At 35.1% G+C, this 16351-nt stretch carries 14 protein-coding genes, 2 tRNA genes and 1 pseudogene; 10 read left to right on the forward strand and 7 right to left on the reverse strand.

Annotated elements, in window-relative coordinates; translation table 11 throughout:
• Positions 1–3 precede the first annotated feature (3 nt).
• The gene (locus HMPREF0528_RS06975) at positions 4–657 is read left to right on the forward strand and encodes an energy-coupling factor transporter transmembrane component T family protein (RefSeq protein ID WP_004896219.1); all 654 of its coding nucleotides are present in this window, start codon (positions 4–6) and stop codon (positions 655–657) included.
• On the opposite strand, the gene rlmH is transcribed toward HMPREF0528_RS06975, so the two are convergent.
• The 7 genes from rlmH to yycF all read right to left on the reverse strand — a co-directional run bounded on the left by rlmH (position 658) and on the right by yycF (position 8489).
• Complete coding sequence (gene rlmH, locus HMPREF0528_RS06980) at positions 658–1137, reverse strand: 23S rRNA (pseudouridine(1915)-N(3))-methyltransferase RlmH (RefSeq protein WP_004896221.1); 480 nt, start codon at positions 1135–1137, stop codon at positions 658–660.
• A 511-nt stretch (positions 1138–1648) separates the two neighbouring features.
• Positions 1649–2869 (reverse strand): S1C family serine protease, encoded by a 1221-nt coding sequence (locus tag HMPREF0528_RS06985; RefSeq protein ID WP_004896223.1) that lies wholly within the window; start codon positions 2867–2869, stop codon positions 1649–1651.
• Positions 2870–2952: 83 nt separating this feature from the next.
• On the reverse strand, positions 2953–3750 hold the full coding sequence (locus tag HMPREF0528_RS06990; protein WP_034525301.1) for an MBL fold metallo-hydrolase: 798 nt from the start codon (positions 3748–3750) through the stop codon (positions 2953–2955).
• Between the two features lie 5 nt (positions 3751–3755).
• Complete coding sequence (locus tag HMPREF0528_RS06995) at positions 3756–4577, reverse strand: two-component system regulatory protein YycI (protein WP_004896227.1); 822 nt, start codon at positions 4575–4577, stop codon at positions 3756–3758.
• Positions 4567–5895 (reverse strand): two-component system activity regulator YycH, encoded by a 1329-nt coding sequence (gene yycH, locus HMPREF0528_RS07000; protein ID WP_034525302.1) that lies wholly within the window; start codon positions 5893–5895, stop codon positions 4567–4569. The genes HMPREF0528_RS06995 and yycH overlap by 11 nt, the downstream gene beginning before the upstream one ends.
• Positions 5885–7735 (reverse strand): cell wall metabolism sensor histidine kinase WalK, encoded by a 1851-nt coding sequence (gene walK / locus HMPREF0528_RS07005; protein ID WP_034525359.1) that lies wholly within the window; start codon positions 7733–7735, stop codon positions 5885–5887. The genes yycH and walK overlap by 11 nt, the downstream gene beginning before the upstream one ends.
• A 46-nt stretch (positions 7736–7781) precedes the next feature.
• On the reverse strand, positions 7782–8489 hold the full coding sequence (gene yycF / locus HMPREF0528_RS07010; protein WP_004896231.1) for a response regulator YycF: 708 nt from the start codon (positions 8487–8489) through the stop codon (positions 7782–7784).
• A gap of 125 nt (positions 8490–8614) precedes the next feature.
• Between yycF and HMPREF0528_RS07015 the strand changes: the two genes are divergently transcribed.
• The 9 genes and pseudogenes from HMPREF0528_RS07015 (at position 8615) to HMPREF0528_RS07055 (ending at position 16351) form a co-directional block, all read left to right on the forward strand.
• Positions 8615–8687, forward strand: a tRNA-Lys gene (locus tag HMPREF0528_RS07015).
• A gap of 137 nt (positions 8688–8824) precedes the next feature.
• Positions 8825–8897 (forward strand) — tRNA-Lys (locus HMPREF0528_RS07020).
• Between the two features lie 67 nt (positions 8898–8964).
• Positions 8965–9741: a 1-acyl-sn-glycerol-3-phosphate acyltransferase gene (locus HMPREF0528_RS07025; RefSeq protein WP_034525303.1), complete on the forward strand. Its 777-nt coding sequence runs from the start codon at positions 8965–8967 to the stop codon at positions 9739–9741.
• Position 9742: 1 nt separating this feature from the next.
• Positions 9743–10567, forward strand: coding sequence for a glycosyltransferase family 8 protein (locus HMPREF0528_RS07030; protein WP_004896233.1), 825 nt, complete (start codon positions 9743–9745; stop codon positions 10565–10567).
• 25 nt (positions 10568–10592) lie between these two features.
• Positions 10593–11543, forward strand: coding sequence for a glycosyltransferase family 8 protein (locus HMPREF0528_RS07035; protein ID WP_004896234.1), 951 nt, complete (start codon positions 10593–10595; stop codon positions 11541–11543).
• Between the two features lie 12 nt (positions 11544–11555).
• Entirely contained in the window at positions 11556–12506 is a 951-nt protein-coding gene (locus tag HMPREF0528_RS07040; RefSeq protein ID WP_004896235.1) for a glycosyltransferase family 8 protein, read from the forward strand.
• Complete coding sequence (locus HMPREF0528_RS07045) at positions 12503–13363, forward strand: lysophospholipid acyltransferase family protein (RefSeq protein ID WP_004896236.1); 861 nt, start codon at positions 12503–12505, stop codon at positions 13361–13363. The genes HMPREF0528_RS07040 and HMPREF0528_RS07045 overlap by 4 nt, the downstream gene beginning before the upstream one ends.
• Before the next feature lie 249 nt (positions 13364–13612).
• A pseudogene (locus HMPREF0528_RS07050) lies at positions 13613–14972 on the forward strand (conjugated bile salt MFS transporter).
• A 23-nt stretch (positions 14973–14995) separates the two neighbouring features.
• On the forward strand, positions 14996–16351 hold the full coding sequence (locus tag HMPREF0528_RS07055; RefSeq protein WP_004896244.1) for a conjugated bile salt MFS transporter: 1356 nt from the start codon (positions 14996–14998) through the stop codon (positions 16349–16351).

A 16351-nucleotide genomic window follows, 5' to 3' on the forward strand; every position in this document is an offset into this window, starting at 1 on the left:
AAAATGAATCCCGGACTAAAATTATTTTTAATCTTAATTATTTCTCTGGAAATATCACTTGTGCCTAATTTAGGAGCAAATCTCATTATCATTGGGGTTTGCCTTCTCTATCTTCTGTTTAAGCACATTAACCTTAAGAAGCTGTTTTTATTATTTATCATTCCCTTATTCGCGGGTTCCGTAGTTTTTATTACAATTTACTACTTCACTCCTAGCCGTAGTCTTTATAAAGCTTGTGTCTTATTTACGAGAATTTACGCCTATGTCTTTTTAGGAGCCGCTTTCACTGAAACTACTTCTTTTCTTGCTCTAGCTCGCTCACTAGAACAAAATTTTAAATTACCTAGTAAGTTTGCTTATGGAACTCTAGCTGCCTTTAATGTTATTCCAAAAATTCATGTCGAAGTGAATCGAATCCGCCTAGTTGGGGATATGAGACACTACCACTTATCTTTCTACTCACCGGCCTTATATTTTAAAGCAATTTTAGCCGCAATTTCTTGGTCTAATAGTTTAGCTGATGGAATGATTTCACATGGCTATCGTGAAGACAAAGAAAGGAGTATAATTGTTCCGATCGCCTTAACAAAAAAAGATTGGCTTATTTTTAGTAGCATCATAGTACTACTTCAACCAATCTTGTTTCTTCTCAAATAATTATTTATGGTATGGACTGCCGCTATTAATCATAAATGCACGGTAAATTTGTTCAATTAAAACCAAGCGCATTAATTGATGAGGCATTGTAAATTTACCAAAACTGATTAAATCATCTGCTCGCTTATTTACTGCGTCACTTGTACCGAGACTTCCTCCAATAACAAAGGTAATGTCAGAATGCCCATAAGTAGTTAAATTCGATAGCTCTTTCGCAAAAGCCTCGCTAGTTCTTTCTTTCCCCTTAATCGCAGTTACATAAACATATTCTTTATCTTTTATCTTATCTAAAATTCTTTTTCCCTCGATTTCTTTGACCTGTTCCATTTCAGCAGGACTTAGTTTTTCGGGGGCTTTTTCATCTGGAACTTGAACTATTTTTACTTTTGCAAAACGACTCATTCTCTTTACATATTCTGCAATTCCATCTTTAAAATACTTTTCCTTTAATTTCCCTACACAGACAATTTTTATATTCATGCTAATTTATCCCTTTCACACATCTAGCTTTTTATTTTATCCCCTAATTGACATAGCGTCCACATGAGTTTTCCCCTGGCTGTGGATTACTAAAAACTATATTTAGTAGTTCGCTCAATTACTTCTCAACAAATTGTGGTTTATAAAAAAGTGGATAACTTTTTTATAAAATTTATTCCACATTTTTATAAATTTGATTAATTTTCCAAACTTTTCCCTCTATCCCTTACAGACTAGGCTTGAACAGCCGTTCAACTTTTATAAAATTAGGACTTTATTTACACACAATTCACAAGTTTTCCACATTTTTTATTTTTATTATCACCAACTTATGCACAATCCACAGAGTTTTCCACATTTTCCCACAACCTATTCGATAATTCTAAGATCTTGACAATTTTAAAATACGAACTTTATTAGGTTTCACACTTTAAATATTAAGAAAAAGCTATGATTACCGCTTACAAATCGTATAATCATAGCTTTTTTATCTCTATTTAATAATATTCAATTAACTTAAGGTAACTTTGATGTATTGTGATTTTCCATCTCTAACCACTTGAAGGGTTACTGTATCGCCAATCTTATGTGCATAAAGAGCTGTATGTAGTGAAACAACGCTATCCACATCTTTGCCATCAATCTTAGTAATTACATCACGAGCCTTGATACCAGCCTTCTCTGCACTACCATTCTTGGTCACACTAGCAACATAGACACCAGACTTAACACTGTCAGGCAAACCAAGTTTCTTGCGGCCATATTCTGTTAATTCATCAACGGATACAATTCTTATGCCTAATTTAGGACGCGTAATTTTACCATTCTTAACCAATTGATTAATAATTGAAACAACTTCATCACTAGGAATTGCAAAGCCCATTCCTTCAACGGCAGTCCCATCACTAGAAGAGGACAATTTCATTGAGTTAATACCAATTACTTGACCAGACATATTAACTAATGGACCACCTGAATTACCAGGGTTAATAGCTGCATCAGTCTGAATAACGGTTGCCTGGTTAGTTACTTGGCCAGATGAATTAGTTACATCTACTGTTCTATTCTTAGCAGAAATAATACCTTGGGTTACACTAGTTGCATATTCGCTCCCAAGTGGAGAACCAACAGCAATTACTTGTTGACCTGGCTCTAAGTTCTTAGAAGATCCAAATTGGGCAGTTTGAGTAACATATTTACCATCAATAGTTAAGACAGCCAAGTCTGTTTCTGCATCAGTTCCGACTTTTTTAGCCGTTACCTTTTTACCATTACTTAAAATAACTTGGATTTCATCACTTCCAGAAACCACGTGATTATTGGTTACAATGTAGCCTTTACCATTAGATTTCATGTAAATAACTCCAGAACCTTCACTGTAAGTTTCTAAATCTGATTTAGAATTCTTCTTTGAAGAGCTGGAACTATCAGACCCAAAAATACCAAATGGATCACTAGTTGAAGAAGAACTTTGTCTCTTCAAGTTTACAACAGAAACAACAGAATTCTTTACCGTATTAAAGGCATTAGTCATCTGACTGCTGTTCTTACTTTTAGACTTCTCAACCTTAGCTGTTGGCGCAACAGTTGTTTGTGGAGCATTCTGTCCGTTAATTTGTGACAAACCTGCATAAGCTACTCCACCACCGAGTAATCCTGCAACCACTCCTACAATACCAGTTTTAATTAGAGCATTATGCTTATTAGAGTTCTTAGTATTATTTTCTGCCATAAAAATTCTCCTTTTCTATTCACTCTAGCCTAATCACAAATTTTGAATTTTTTATGAATTCAAGTCAAATTATTTGCTAAAAATTATATTTCTGTGAGTGATCCGGCTTCTAGTGGATTGGTATCAATAATTTTAACATCTGCGGGCAGATTTGCATCCCCCGCAACCAATAAATCATGTGCAGTCTCATGAGCTAAATACTGAGTATTATTATGTTGACTACGGTGGGCCAAAAAGATGTTTTTAGTTTTTGGAGAAACAACATCAAGTAGCGTATCAGCTGCCTGATCATTTGAAAGATGTCCAACATCCGACATAATCCGATGCTTTAAAGACCAAGAATACGGTCCATTTCTAAGCATCATATCATCATAATTAAACTCCATTAAATAGCCATCTGCATCCTTAATTTCGCCTTTAACAGTGCTTGAAACATATCCTGTATCCGTTAAACAAGCAAATCTTTTACCGACACTGCTAAAAACATAATATTGGGGTTCAGCTGCATCATGACTAGTAGCAAAACTAGTCACATCTAAGTCACCAAAAGTTTTCGTTACCCCAGATTCAAAAGTATTGATCTGTTCAACAGGCAAGTTACCGATTTTCTTACTTTCAATTAAATAATTCCAGGTACCTGAATTTGCATAAGCTGAAATTTGTGGATACCGTCTCATTAAGACTCCTAAACCTCCTGAATGATCGGTATGGTCATGACTAATAAAAATCATATCAATATCTTTAATATCAACCCCGACTTGAGCTAGTAAGTCCTTGGTCTTTTTTCCAGATAAACCTGCATCCATCAAAATTTTGTGTTGCTCAGTTTCTATTAAAGTAGAATTACCTGTTGATCCGCTTGATAAAACTGATACTTTCACATTTTTCACTCCTTAGAATCATCAGTCGTAACATTATTTTGAATAATTGTTCCTGTAAATGCATTTACCCGCTTCAAAGTAACTGTCTTAGAAGTATTATTTTCAATTGCTGCTAACCAAGTTGGAATATAAATAGTATTTCCCTTAACTGTTAATAATTTAGTATAAACTTGCTTCAACAAGATAACCTTAGAATTATTTGGTAATTCACTGTAAGTATATAACGAGTCAACCGCTGCTTTTGAACTAATTGTATTTTGTCGCTCACGAACAGGATTTAAGTCATCAACATAGCTTTGGGAATAAGAGACAATTTGATTATCTTTTACAATAATATGAAGCCGAGCTGTTGCAGCAAAGAATTCTCCATATTTAGTTTTTTGGTTAAAAATATAATCGTCCCCCTCAAATAATTCTGAAAGGTAAGTATAATTTTTACCTTGATATACATTTTGGCTGTCATCCTTAAAACGCATCACTTGTCTCAGGGCTTCTTTTTTATTTTTAGATAAAGTAATTGGCTTATCTAAATGAACATAAATAAGATTTTCACTTGAATTATTTTCTACTTGTCCCTTTACCTGCTGAGTAGCTTTTTTGATCCAAGAATTATCAGTCTTGGCAGCCAAATAATATCCATCTTCTTGTTTATCGTTAACCTTTGGAATAGTAATTTGATCAGCACTTGTTTCGCTCTTAATATCAGTCTGAGCCGGAGTAGAACCAGCAGATAAGAGTGTTGGCGTTTGCCATAATTCAATTCCCAAAAAGATATTAATTCCGATAAATACAATTAAAAATATCCATTCAATTCTTTTAAAGTCCATCTACTAGTCCCTCCTTTCCTGCATTGTCTAACTGATTATTTGTATTAAGCCACTCATCTAAGGTCTTCCACTGCTTATTAATCTTTACATAGTAAGCAGGCTCTAAATCTACTAGTTTCTTATTTTTACTGTTAGAAGATTTAGCCGTATAGCCAATAATAATTCTTTCGATATCTTTTCGGTGATATCCCTTTTGGTATAACTCATCCATGGCTACAGTAGTTGGAATTAAAGTTTTCTTTTCTCCATTAGTTGGAATTGGAATCTGTAAGTCTAAACTATTGAAGTTAATCGTCATCCCATTAGATGCAAATTTCACCTGTGCTCGCATCTTATATTTTCCTGGTAAAAAGATTGGATATTCTTCGACATAATTTTGATAAATAACTGTATTATCATCCGCATCAAAGAATCTTAAATCTGGTTCTGATAAACCAATCTTTCGCACGAAATACAAACTATCATTTAATTTACGACTAATTGTCTTAGGAATTTGATCTTGTTGATAATCAGTATATTCATAGTTATGAGTATGTTTAGCAGCAATTAAACGCTCATATACTCCATTAGAGTATGTAATCGTATCGCCATTACTATGCTGGGTAGGATTGTTTGATCCTAACAAACGATAAACAAAATATGAATCAGATTCCTCATTAGTTAAGTAGCTATAAACTGGTAAGCTTAGATTTTTTTCATAGAAAGGTAAATAGTCATCATGCACCTTTTCAAGAGTGACTGGCATTTGAGTTTGAGCGTTTCTAATATGCCCAATTAGGGTCTTAAATGAAACATCGTTTAAACGAACACGATAGATTGTATGGTTCTCATCATTACCTAAATAAATGTAGTCACTAGAAGTCGTTGAGACAAAAAAGCGATTAAATTTCCAACTATCAGTTTTTCTTACATTAGTTAAAAATAATGAGATCGTTATTTGATCTGAGTATGTTAGCTGAATATAGTTTGGATTTCTCAACATTTTTTCATACTTAGTTTGACTAGACCAGATTCGGATTGGCAAAAGCGGTCTTAAAGACTGAGTTAATTTAGAAAACTCCAAAGGTAAATTATTCTTTGTATCATAGACTTGATACATCTGTTTATTTTTAAAATAAAAAGTTTGCGTTGGTAGATAGATATCTCTTAAAGAACGTTGACCCAGATCCTTAGTTTGCGTTTGATTAGATGTTTCTTCAATTCTAGAAAATCGAGCATCTGATCCCCAAATGACAGCCGATAGAATAATTGATAAGACAACCATTGCAATTAAGCTAACACGCAGTGCCACTCTAGAAACTTTATCTTTAAACCTCATCCCAGTTTTCTCCTTCCTCACTAATTGCTTCATATGGCAAAGAAATGTAGAAAGTTGATCCAGAACCTTCAGCACTATCTGCCCAAATCCGGCCATGGTGTGCTTCTACTATCTCTTTAGAAATAGCTAATCCTAGTCCAGTTCCACCTTGCTTACGAGAACGAGCCTTATCAACACGGTAAAATCTATCGAAAATCTTATTTAAGTCTTTTCTTGGAATTCCCAATCCTTGGTCAGAAATACTTAAGATGACATGCTTTTGGGCTTGAAGAAGGCGAACTGTTATAACGCCCCCATCAGGTGAATACTTAATCGCATTGTTCATAATATTATCGATTACTTGCATCATCTTATCAGTATCAATTTCTACCCATAAAGCTTGATGAGGAAATTCACGCTTGATTGAATACTTCTTTTTATGCATTTTATCTGTATCAGACTTCAGCATCATATCAAAACGGTTTAGAACATGGTTAACAAAATCATTTAAGTTAACCCACTCTAAGTCCATTTTGGCTACACCACGATCCATTCTTGATAAGCTAAGGAGATCATTAATCATCCTAATCATTCGCTCAGTTTCATCTTGGATAACATGTAAAAATTTCGGTGCAATATTTGGATCCTTCCATGCACCATCATTTAAGGCTTCAACATAGGCTCTTAAGCTTGTTAATGGGGTCCTAAGTTCATGTGAAACGTTAGACACAAATTGCTGTTGTTCCCGTTCATTTTTTTGCTGTTGCGTAATATCATGCAAAACACAAACTAGACCTGAAACAAAGCCAGTTACACGCTGAATTAAAGAAAAGTTAGCATGTAAAATCATTTCATCTCTTGTATTGTCATTTACCCGCACAACTAATTCTTGTTGCGTACTTAAAAGATCTTGAATTGTAACATCTTTTAAGCCAAGCAAATTAGTAATCGGTTTTCCAATAACATCTTTTTCAGTTTTGCCTAAAAAGTCTAAGGCAGTTTCATTAATGATAGTAATATTTCCGTGACGATCAGTCGCAATAACCCCATCTGTCATATGGGTCAAAACATTATCTAACCGTCTTCGCTCACTATCAGAAATCTCTTGAGTTCTCTCAATTCGTACCGACAAAGTGTTAAATGCTTCAGCTAATTGCCCTAACTCATCTTGCGCATAAACCCGGACGTGTCCCGAATAATCTCCATTTGCGACCCGTAAAGCTTGCTTACGCATTTCTTCAATCGGCCGAGTTATGGCCCGGGAAATTACCAAGGCAACTACCGCACCTAAGACAGCCGCAATTAACGAGGCAATCAAGAAGTAAAGAGAAACTTGCCGTAAGTTATTGAATACACCCTGTAAACTTGCTCTTACATAAATAGCTCCCACAGGCGTATTAGTTCCATTAGCAGATGTTAATGGCGAGATTTGTACCATATAGTTTCCATTATCATTAATTACTTTAGAAACTTGTTTTCCATTTGAAAGCACGCTTTTTATATCTGCATTACTGGTTCGTTGTCCAATTCGATTCTGATCATTAACATTTGAAACAGCTCGGATCACGCCTTTATTATCTACTACCATTAATTGACTAATATCGCCAAGATTATAATTTGAAATAATCTGGCTTAGTTGTTGATTTGCACTCTTATTATTTGCCCTACTCAATTGACTAGCAATTTGGTTAGTAATAATGTTTGGTACTTGAATTGAAGACTCAAAATTCTGAATTGAGTTTTGTTCAAGCTGTCTAGTAAAAGATGCCCCAACTACTTCAATCGTTGCTAGTAGTAGCAACATAAAAATTATTGCGATTTTAAAATTAATAGAATTAAATACACTTTTTATTTTCTTCATTGGTCCTAATTGCAAAAAAAGCCACTATCACTAGTGACTTTGATCCTTATTCATCTGATGGGTTTTTAACGTAATATCCTACTCCACGTCTGGTAACTAAAATTGTTGGTGAACTTGGATTGTCTTCGATCTTTTCCCGCAAGCGTCGAACAGTTACATCCACAGTTCTAACATCTCCAAAATAGTCATAGCCCCAAACGGTTTGCAGTAAATGTTCTCTAGTCATTACTTGTCCCATATGCTGTGCTAAATAATGAAGTAATTCAAATTCACGATGCGTTAATTCAATTTTTTCACCATTTTTTTCAACCATATAAGCTTCAGGCATAATCACAAGATTGCCAATGGTAATATTTTTGTCTTCATCATCTTCAGTAGCTTTTTGAGTCAAGTCACGTCTACGCAAGTTTGCCTTTACTCTAGCAACTAATTCTCGGTTAGAAAAAGGCTTAGTAACATAATCATCTGCTCCCATTTCAAGACCTAACACCTTATCAATCTCAGTGTCTTTAGCCGTTACCATAATAATTGGCATATCATGAGTTTGGCGCACTTCACGTGCAACCTCTAAGCCGTCTTTTTTTGGTAACATCAAGTCAAGAATCATTAAATCGGGATCATACTCCTCAACTTTTTTAACAGCTTCTTCGCCGTCGTATGCAGTGTCGACATCAAAGCCTTCCTTAGTCAGATTAAATTTAATAATGTCAGAAATTGGTTTTTCATCGTCAACGACTAAAATCTTCTTTGGCATACTGATGCCTCCTCAATATTAATAACTCTATTATACTGTTTTCCCCACTTTTTTTAAACTTATGCAAAAAAAAGCTTGCACTTTCTTTACTTTACTGGCATAATACTATTTGTTGGTTATCCAATGGGTGGTTAGCTCAGCTGGCAGAGCAACGGACTCTTAATCCGTGGGTCCAGGGTTCGATCCCCTGACCACCCATATTTTTAAAAGACATCGCATCTACGGTGTCTTTTTTGTTTCTAATTTTCTTCAATTTAATTTATATCAATTTTCTCAAAAAAAGTTCTTGCATTTTTATTTTTTTTTGGCATAATAGTATCTGTTGGTTATCCAATGGGTGGTTAGCTCAGCTGGCAGAGCAACGGACTCTTAATCCGTGGGTCCAGGGTTCGATCCCCTGACCACCCATATTTTTAAAAGACATCGCAATTGCGATGTCTTTTTTTGTTTCTAAATTTTTTCTATAATTAATATCATGAATACTAAACCATCTAAACATCATACTATCTACTACAATTCCACAACCGATGACGTTGTTGAAAGTAAAAGACAAGACTTTACCTTGCCAGACAATTACCAAATCATTAAACACACTCCACTTAATTATCTGATGCGTTTTTTAGCTGCTGGTTTTGCTTATCTTTTTACTTATGGCATAATGCATGTCAAAGTAATAGGTAAGGATAAGTTATCTAAATATAAAAATGAAGGATATTTTATTTACGGAAATCATACCCAAATGGTTAATGACGTCTTCATGCCCCTAACCTTATTTGGCTGGAAAAATTACTATGCCATTGCTAATCAAGCAAATTGGGGAATTCCAGTTATTGGGAAAACGCTCCTGCCCTATGGAGGTCTACCAGTCGGCAAAAATATTAAACAAGCTATTAAATTACTTAAAGCTGTTAAAACCTTAACTAAAGAAAATGCTCATATTGTAATCTATCCAGAAGCTCATGTCTGGCCTTACTATACCAGCATTCGGTCCTTTCCAGAAACTAGCTTTAATTTTCCAGTTCAGGCAAATAAGGCAAGTTTTGTAATGACGACAACTTATCAAAAACGCAAATTTGGCAAGCATCCCAAAATTACTGTTTATATTGATGGTCCCTTCTTCCCGGACTCTACCTTGACCAAAAAAGAGCAACAAAAAAAACTCCATGATCAAGTATTCGAGCAATTAAAAAAGCGATCTAAGAATAGCGACTATCAATATTATCACTATCAAAAACGAGAAATTGGAGACTAAAATGAATATTATGTTTTGCGGCGACTCTCACGCCGAAGATGGTATTTTAATTGCAACTCTATCTTTATTAAAAAATACCTCCGCTCCCCTGCACCTCTATATCTTAACTATGCAGGCAGAAGGATATGAAGCTTTTGATGAGCAAGCTTTTAACTTAATCAAAAAAATCATTAAAGAAAAAGATCCAAACAACACTGCTGAATTAATTGACTGTACTGAGTTGTTCAAAAAAGAACCTCCTCGCGCTAACATGGAAACTCGCTTCACACCTTATGCCATGCTCAGATTATTTGCGGACCAAATTCCACAAATCCCTGATCGCATCTTGTACTTAGATGACGATATTATTGTACGTAAGGATATTAGTGATTTTTATAACCAAGACTTAACTAATGTGGAATTAGTTGGTGTTTTAGATTTCTGGGGTCGCTTTTTCTTCCATAATCTTCACAGCCACAAAACTTTTGACTACCTTAACTCCGGAGTTTTGCTTTTAAATATGAATGAAATTAAAAAGACAAGATTATTTGCAAAAGTTCGAGAAAAAATGAGCGATAAAAAAATGCTCCTTCCCGACCAATCTGCCTTAAATAAACTTGCGACCGAAAAAAGAATTGCTCCTCGCTGCTACAACGAACAGTACCGGCTCCATTCTGATACAAAAATCCAACATTTTACTACTAGCTTTCGCTTTAAACCCTACTTCCACACTTTAACAGTTAAACCTTGGGATGTAGAACGTGTTCATAGCGTCTTGAAATTACATGAATATGATGATTTACTTAAGCAGTACACAGAACTTAAGCCGCTTTTAAAGCAGCGCTAAATTATTATATAGATGGAGTTTGAGAATGACTATTCCAGTTTTTTACACAATTAGTGATAATTACACACCTTACGCAGCTGTTTCGATTCAGTCTTTAATTGATCATGTTGATCCAAAGAAGGACTATACAATCACTCTTTTAGTCCAAAGTATTAGTGATGAACATAAAAAGAGTCTCGAAGATCTTTCAACTGAAAATGTTCATGTTAATATTTTCCATATCGATGATGAAATGGTAGCTCCAATTCACAATAGTGAAGAAAATTATTTACGAGCACAATTCTTTACCATGTCTATTTTCTACCGTCTCTTTATCCCTAATCTTTTCCCGCAATATGATAAGGCCGTTTACTTAGATGCCGACACAATTATCTGCACTGATATTGCTGAACTCTACAATACTGAAATTGGCGATAACATGTTTGCGAGTGTCCCTGATATGTCAATTAGATTTATTAAACCGCTACAAGTTTATATTAAGGAATGCCAAGGCATCTTCCCACCAGAAAAATACATCAATAATGGTGTGATTTTATTCAATATGAAAGAATTTAGAGATAAAAAATTCGTTGATAAATTCTATTCATTAATTGAAAAATATCATTTTGACAATATTGATCCTGACCAAGCTTATATGAATGAAATTTGTGAAGATAAGATCTATCACTTACCGCTTGAGTGGGATGCAATGCCTAATGAACATATGGATGAAATCAAAGATCCAAAAATCGTTCACTACAACCTTTTCTTTAAGCCATGGCACTTTGCAGATGTTCAATATGGTCAATATTTCTGGGATGTTGCTAAAAAATCCCCATACTATGATGAGCTAAAAGAACAATTGGACAGCTTTACTGATGAAGATCGTAAAAAAGCCCGCGCTGATCTTGATTGGATGATTAAAAAAGTCGATGAAATTAAAAATGAAGATGTAACTTGGGCAAAAGTTAAAAAGACTACGTCCGTAAAAATATAAAGAGGCACTAAAATGACTATTCCAGTTTTTTATAGTATTAGCGATGACTTTACTAAATACGCTGCAGTATCTTTAAATTCATTAGTTAAGAATTCTAATCCAGAAAATGACTACACAGTTATCTTTCTAAACCAAGATCTATCTAAAGAACACCAAGATCAATTGGCAGCTTTGGGTAATGACCATGTACACGTTGAATTCTTCCACATTGATGAGAAATTAGTAAAGCCGATCCAAGATAGAAAAGAAAATTATCTTCGAGCTGACTTTTTCACCATGTCTATCTTTTACCGCCTCTTCATTCCTGATCTTTTCCCGCAATACGATAAGGCAATCTACATCGACAGCGATACAGTAGTCACTGATGACATTGCTAAGCTATACAATACAGAATTAGGCAATAATTTATTTGGCGCATGTACTGATTCTTCTATTCAATATGTAGATAAAATGGTGAAATATATCAAAGATGTCCTAGACCTTGATCCTAAAAAGTATATTAACTCTGGAATGCTCGTCTTAAATTCTAAGGCCTTTAGAGATGAAGGCTTTATTCCTCATTTTATGGACTTGCTTGAGAAGTATCATTTTGACTGTATTGCTCCAGATCAAGACTATTTGAATGAAATTGGCGATGGCCGAATCTTGCATCTTGATCCTCGCTGGGATGCAATGCCTAATGAAAATACAGAACCCCTTCCTAATCCAGGTTTAATTCACTATAACTTATTCTTTAAGCCATGGCACTTTGATAATGTTCAATATCAAGATTACTTCTGGAAGTACGCTAAAGAAACACCCTTCTATGAAGAATTACATGCTGAATTAGATAATTATACTGATGAGGAACGTACCGAAGATCGAGCTAAGTTAGATCATATGCTTGAAAAAGAAGATAGCACCGTCGTTGATCCCAATAATTGGGCTCACGTAAAAGCGAAAGGCGAAAGGATTAAACTATGATTATCGGCGAAAATCGTGCACAAGTTATCGAAAATATCAAAGCAGCCGTTAAAAAAGGTAAAATGCACGCTAAAGTTGAATTGGGCGATCCGATTCTTACTAAAGATGAAAGAATCAAACTAGTTAACGATTATTGGAAACAACAAAAAAAGCTGAGCCATAAATTTAAAAATATTATCGCCCAAACTATTATCAATCTTGATACTTTAGTCTTAATGGCTCATACCCAAATCAAAGACAAACAAAGAGCTAAAGGACCGCAACATGGTGCAATTGTAACGACTAATCACTTTAAGCAAACTGATAGCCTGCCAATTAAAAAATTAGCTAATCGCTGCCATAAAAAGCTCTATGTTGTAATTGAAGACTCCAACCTAAAATTGCCAGGTTTCTTCGGCTTTTTAATGAATAACATTAATGCTATTCCAATTGTTCAAAGCTACCAATACTTGGGGCGAGAATTTCCAAAGCACTTGCAGAAAGTCTTTGATAAAAAGGGATGGGTCTTAATCTACCCTGAACAAGAAATGTGGTATGACTACCGTAAACCTCGCCCCCTTCAAAAAGGTGCTTATTACTACGCAGCTAAGGCTAAGGTACCGATTATCTCCTGCTTTGTAGAAATTCAAGATCTTCCAGAAATGGAAAAAAATAGTAGAGAATTCCACAAGACACGCTATATTCTTCACGTCTTACCGACAATCTACCCAGTTGATCGCCTGACAGTTGATCAAAACGCTAAAAGAATGCGGGACATTGATTATATGCAAAAGAAAAAGGCTTATGAAAAAGCCTATGGTAAGAAATTAACCTATGATTTCGACTACGATGATATTGCGGGTTATGTAAAAGAATAAATATTTAAACAAAAGATTGATGTACGAATGCTATACAAAGCTAAGAACATCAATCTTTTTTAATGTTTTTATTACAATCACTTTCCTAAGTATTGTATTACATTAATTAAATAACATAATAAGTCGTTATTTTTTTGATTTATTCAATTAAGTAGACTACAATATGACTGGCTATAGTCAAAACTCACTTGTTTAATAATATTTAAGTTATAAAGTTAATAGTATTTTATCAGAAAGAAGAGAGATACGATGTCAAACGATCTATCAAGTGATAGGCACAAGGTGGTCAGTAAAGGCTACAAATACTTTATGGTGTTTCTCTGTATGTTAACTCAAGCAATTCCTTACGGAATTGCTCAATTAATTCAACCTTTATTTGTTCACCCTCTGGTTAATACTTTTCACTTTACATTAGCTTCTTATACCTTAATTTTTACTTTTGGGGCTGTCGTAGGATCTCTAGTTTCACCAATGGTTGGTAAAGCTTTGCAAAAAGTTAATTTTAAAACTTTGTATTTGATTGGTATTTGCCTTTCAGCCGGAGCATATGTAATTTTTGGAATTAGTACGAAGCTACCTGGTTTCTATTTAGCCGGAATTATTTGTATGGTTGGTTCAACCTTTTATTCTGGTCAAGGTGTCCCTTGGATTATCAATCACTGGTTTCCATTCAAGGGCCGCGGGGTTGCCCTTGGATTAGCCTTTTGCGGGGGATCCATTGGGGATATTTTCTTATAACCTATTACCCAGGCAATTTTGAAGCACTTTATGACTGGTAATACCAAGACTGGTCATTTAACTTCCATGGCTCCATTCTTCATTTTTGCCGTTGCTCTTTTAGTTGTTGGTCTAATAATTTCCGCTTTTATTAGAGTACCAAAGAAAGATGAAGACGTAGCTTCTGCCGAAGAAATTAAAAAGAATCGACATGAAGCTGCTCAAAAACATGCTCATGAATTTCAGGGTTGGAACGGTAAACAAGTTCTTCACATGAAGTGGTTCTGGATCTTTAGTATTGGATTTTTAATTATTGGCCTAGGGCTAGCTTCATTTGAATGAAGACTATGCGGCCTTTTTGGATACTAAATTATCCTTAACAGAAGTCGGAATGATTGGTTCAGTATTCGGAATTGCTGGTATTATCGGCAATATTTCTGGCGGTTACTTATTTGATAAGTTTGGTACCGCTAAATCCATGGCTTATGCAGGAATCATGTTGATTATCGCTATTTTGATGATGATCCTAATTAGTACACATCCCTATGGAGATCGTATTAATTTATACGCTGGTATGGGCTGGGCCTTTACTAGCGGGTTATCGGTCTTTAGTTATATGTCTGGACCTGCTTTCATGGCCAAGAGTTTATTTGGTGCCAAAGCACAAGGGGTTAACTTAGGCTACATTAGTTTAGCCTATGCAATTGGTTTTGCTATTGGTGCCCCACTCTTTGGCGTTATCAAAGGTGCTACTAGCTTTACCGCTGCTTGGTGTTTTACTATCTTCTTTGTTGCAATTGGTTTTATATTATTAATTTTTGCAGCTGTTAAAATTAAACAAATTCAAAAAAATATTGTCGTGAAAAAGCCTAATATTATTTTAGATAAGTAATTAGTTAGAAAGAAGGTAATTACATGTCTACTGATGCCGCTACTAAAGATAAAGTAGTAAGCAAGGGCTATAAGTACTTCATGGTTTTCCTGTGTATGTTAATCCAAGCTATTCCTTATGGAATTGCTCAAAACATTCAGCCTTTGTTTATCCACCCTTTAGTTAATACTTTCCACTTTACCTTAGCATCGTACACATTAATTTTTACATTTGGTGCAGTTTTTGCTTCAGTTTCTTCTCCATTTATTGGTAAGGCATTAGAAAAGGTTAACTTCCGACTAATGTATCTAATTGGTATTGGTCTTTCTGCCATTGCCTACGTAATTTTTGGAATTAGTACAAAGCTAGCAGGATTCTATATAGCCGCTAGTATTTGTATGGTTGGTTCAACTTTTTTCTCGGGACAAGGTGTACCATGGGTTATTAACCACTGGTTCCCAGCAAAAGGACGTGGAGCTGCTTTAGGAATTGCCTTCTGTGGTGGTTCTATTGGTAATATCTTTTTACAACCAGCAACTCAAGCCCTTTTAAAGCACTACATGACAGGTAATACTAAGACCGGTCATTTAACCTCTATGGCACCATTCTTTATCTTTGCCGTAGCTTTATTAGTAATCGGTGTAATTATCGCCTGCTTCATTAGAACGCCTAAGAAAGACGAAATTGTCGTTTCTGATGAAGAACTAGCTGAAAGCAAGAAAGCTGAAGCCGCAGCTAAAGCTAAAGAGTTTAAAGGCTGGACTAGTAAACAAGTGTTACAAATGAAATGGTTCTGGATTTTCAGCCTTGGTTTCTTAATCATTGGTTTAGGCTTAGCTTCTTTAAATGAAGACTATGCAGCCTTCCTTGATACTAAGCTTTCTTTAACCGATGTTGGTTTAGTTGGATCAATGTACGGTGTTGGTTGTTTAATCGGAAATATTTCTGGTGGTTTCTTATTCGATAAATTTGGTACAGCAAAGTCAATGGCCTATGCTGGTTGTATGTATATTTTATCTATTCTAATGATGATCTTTATTAGCTTCCAGCCATATGGCTCATCTATTAGCAAGGCTGCTGGTATTGGCTATGCTATCTTTTGCGGCTTAGCTGTATTTAGTTACATGTCAGGCCCAGCCTTCATGGCAAAAGACCTCTTTGGTTCAAGAAATCAAGGTGTCATGCTTGGATACGTTGGTTTAGCTTATGCAATCGGCTATGCAATCGGCGCTCCACTCTTTGGAATTATTAAAGGGTCTGCAAGCTTTACAGTTGCTTGGTACTTTATGATTGCCTTTGTTGCAATTGGTTTTATTATTTTGGTATTTGCCGTTATCCAAATTAAGAGATATCAAAAGAAATATATTGTAGAGCAAGCAGCAAAAACTAATGCTAAATAA

This window comes from Lactobacillus johnsonii ATCC 33200, assembly GCF_000159355.1.
GTDB classification, from domain to species: domain Bacteria; phylum Bacillota; class Bacilli; order Lactobacillales; family Lactobacillaceae; genus Lactobacillus; species Lactobacillus johnsonii.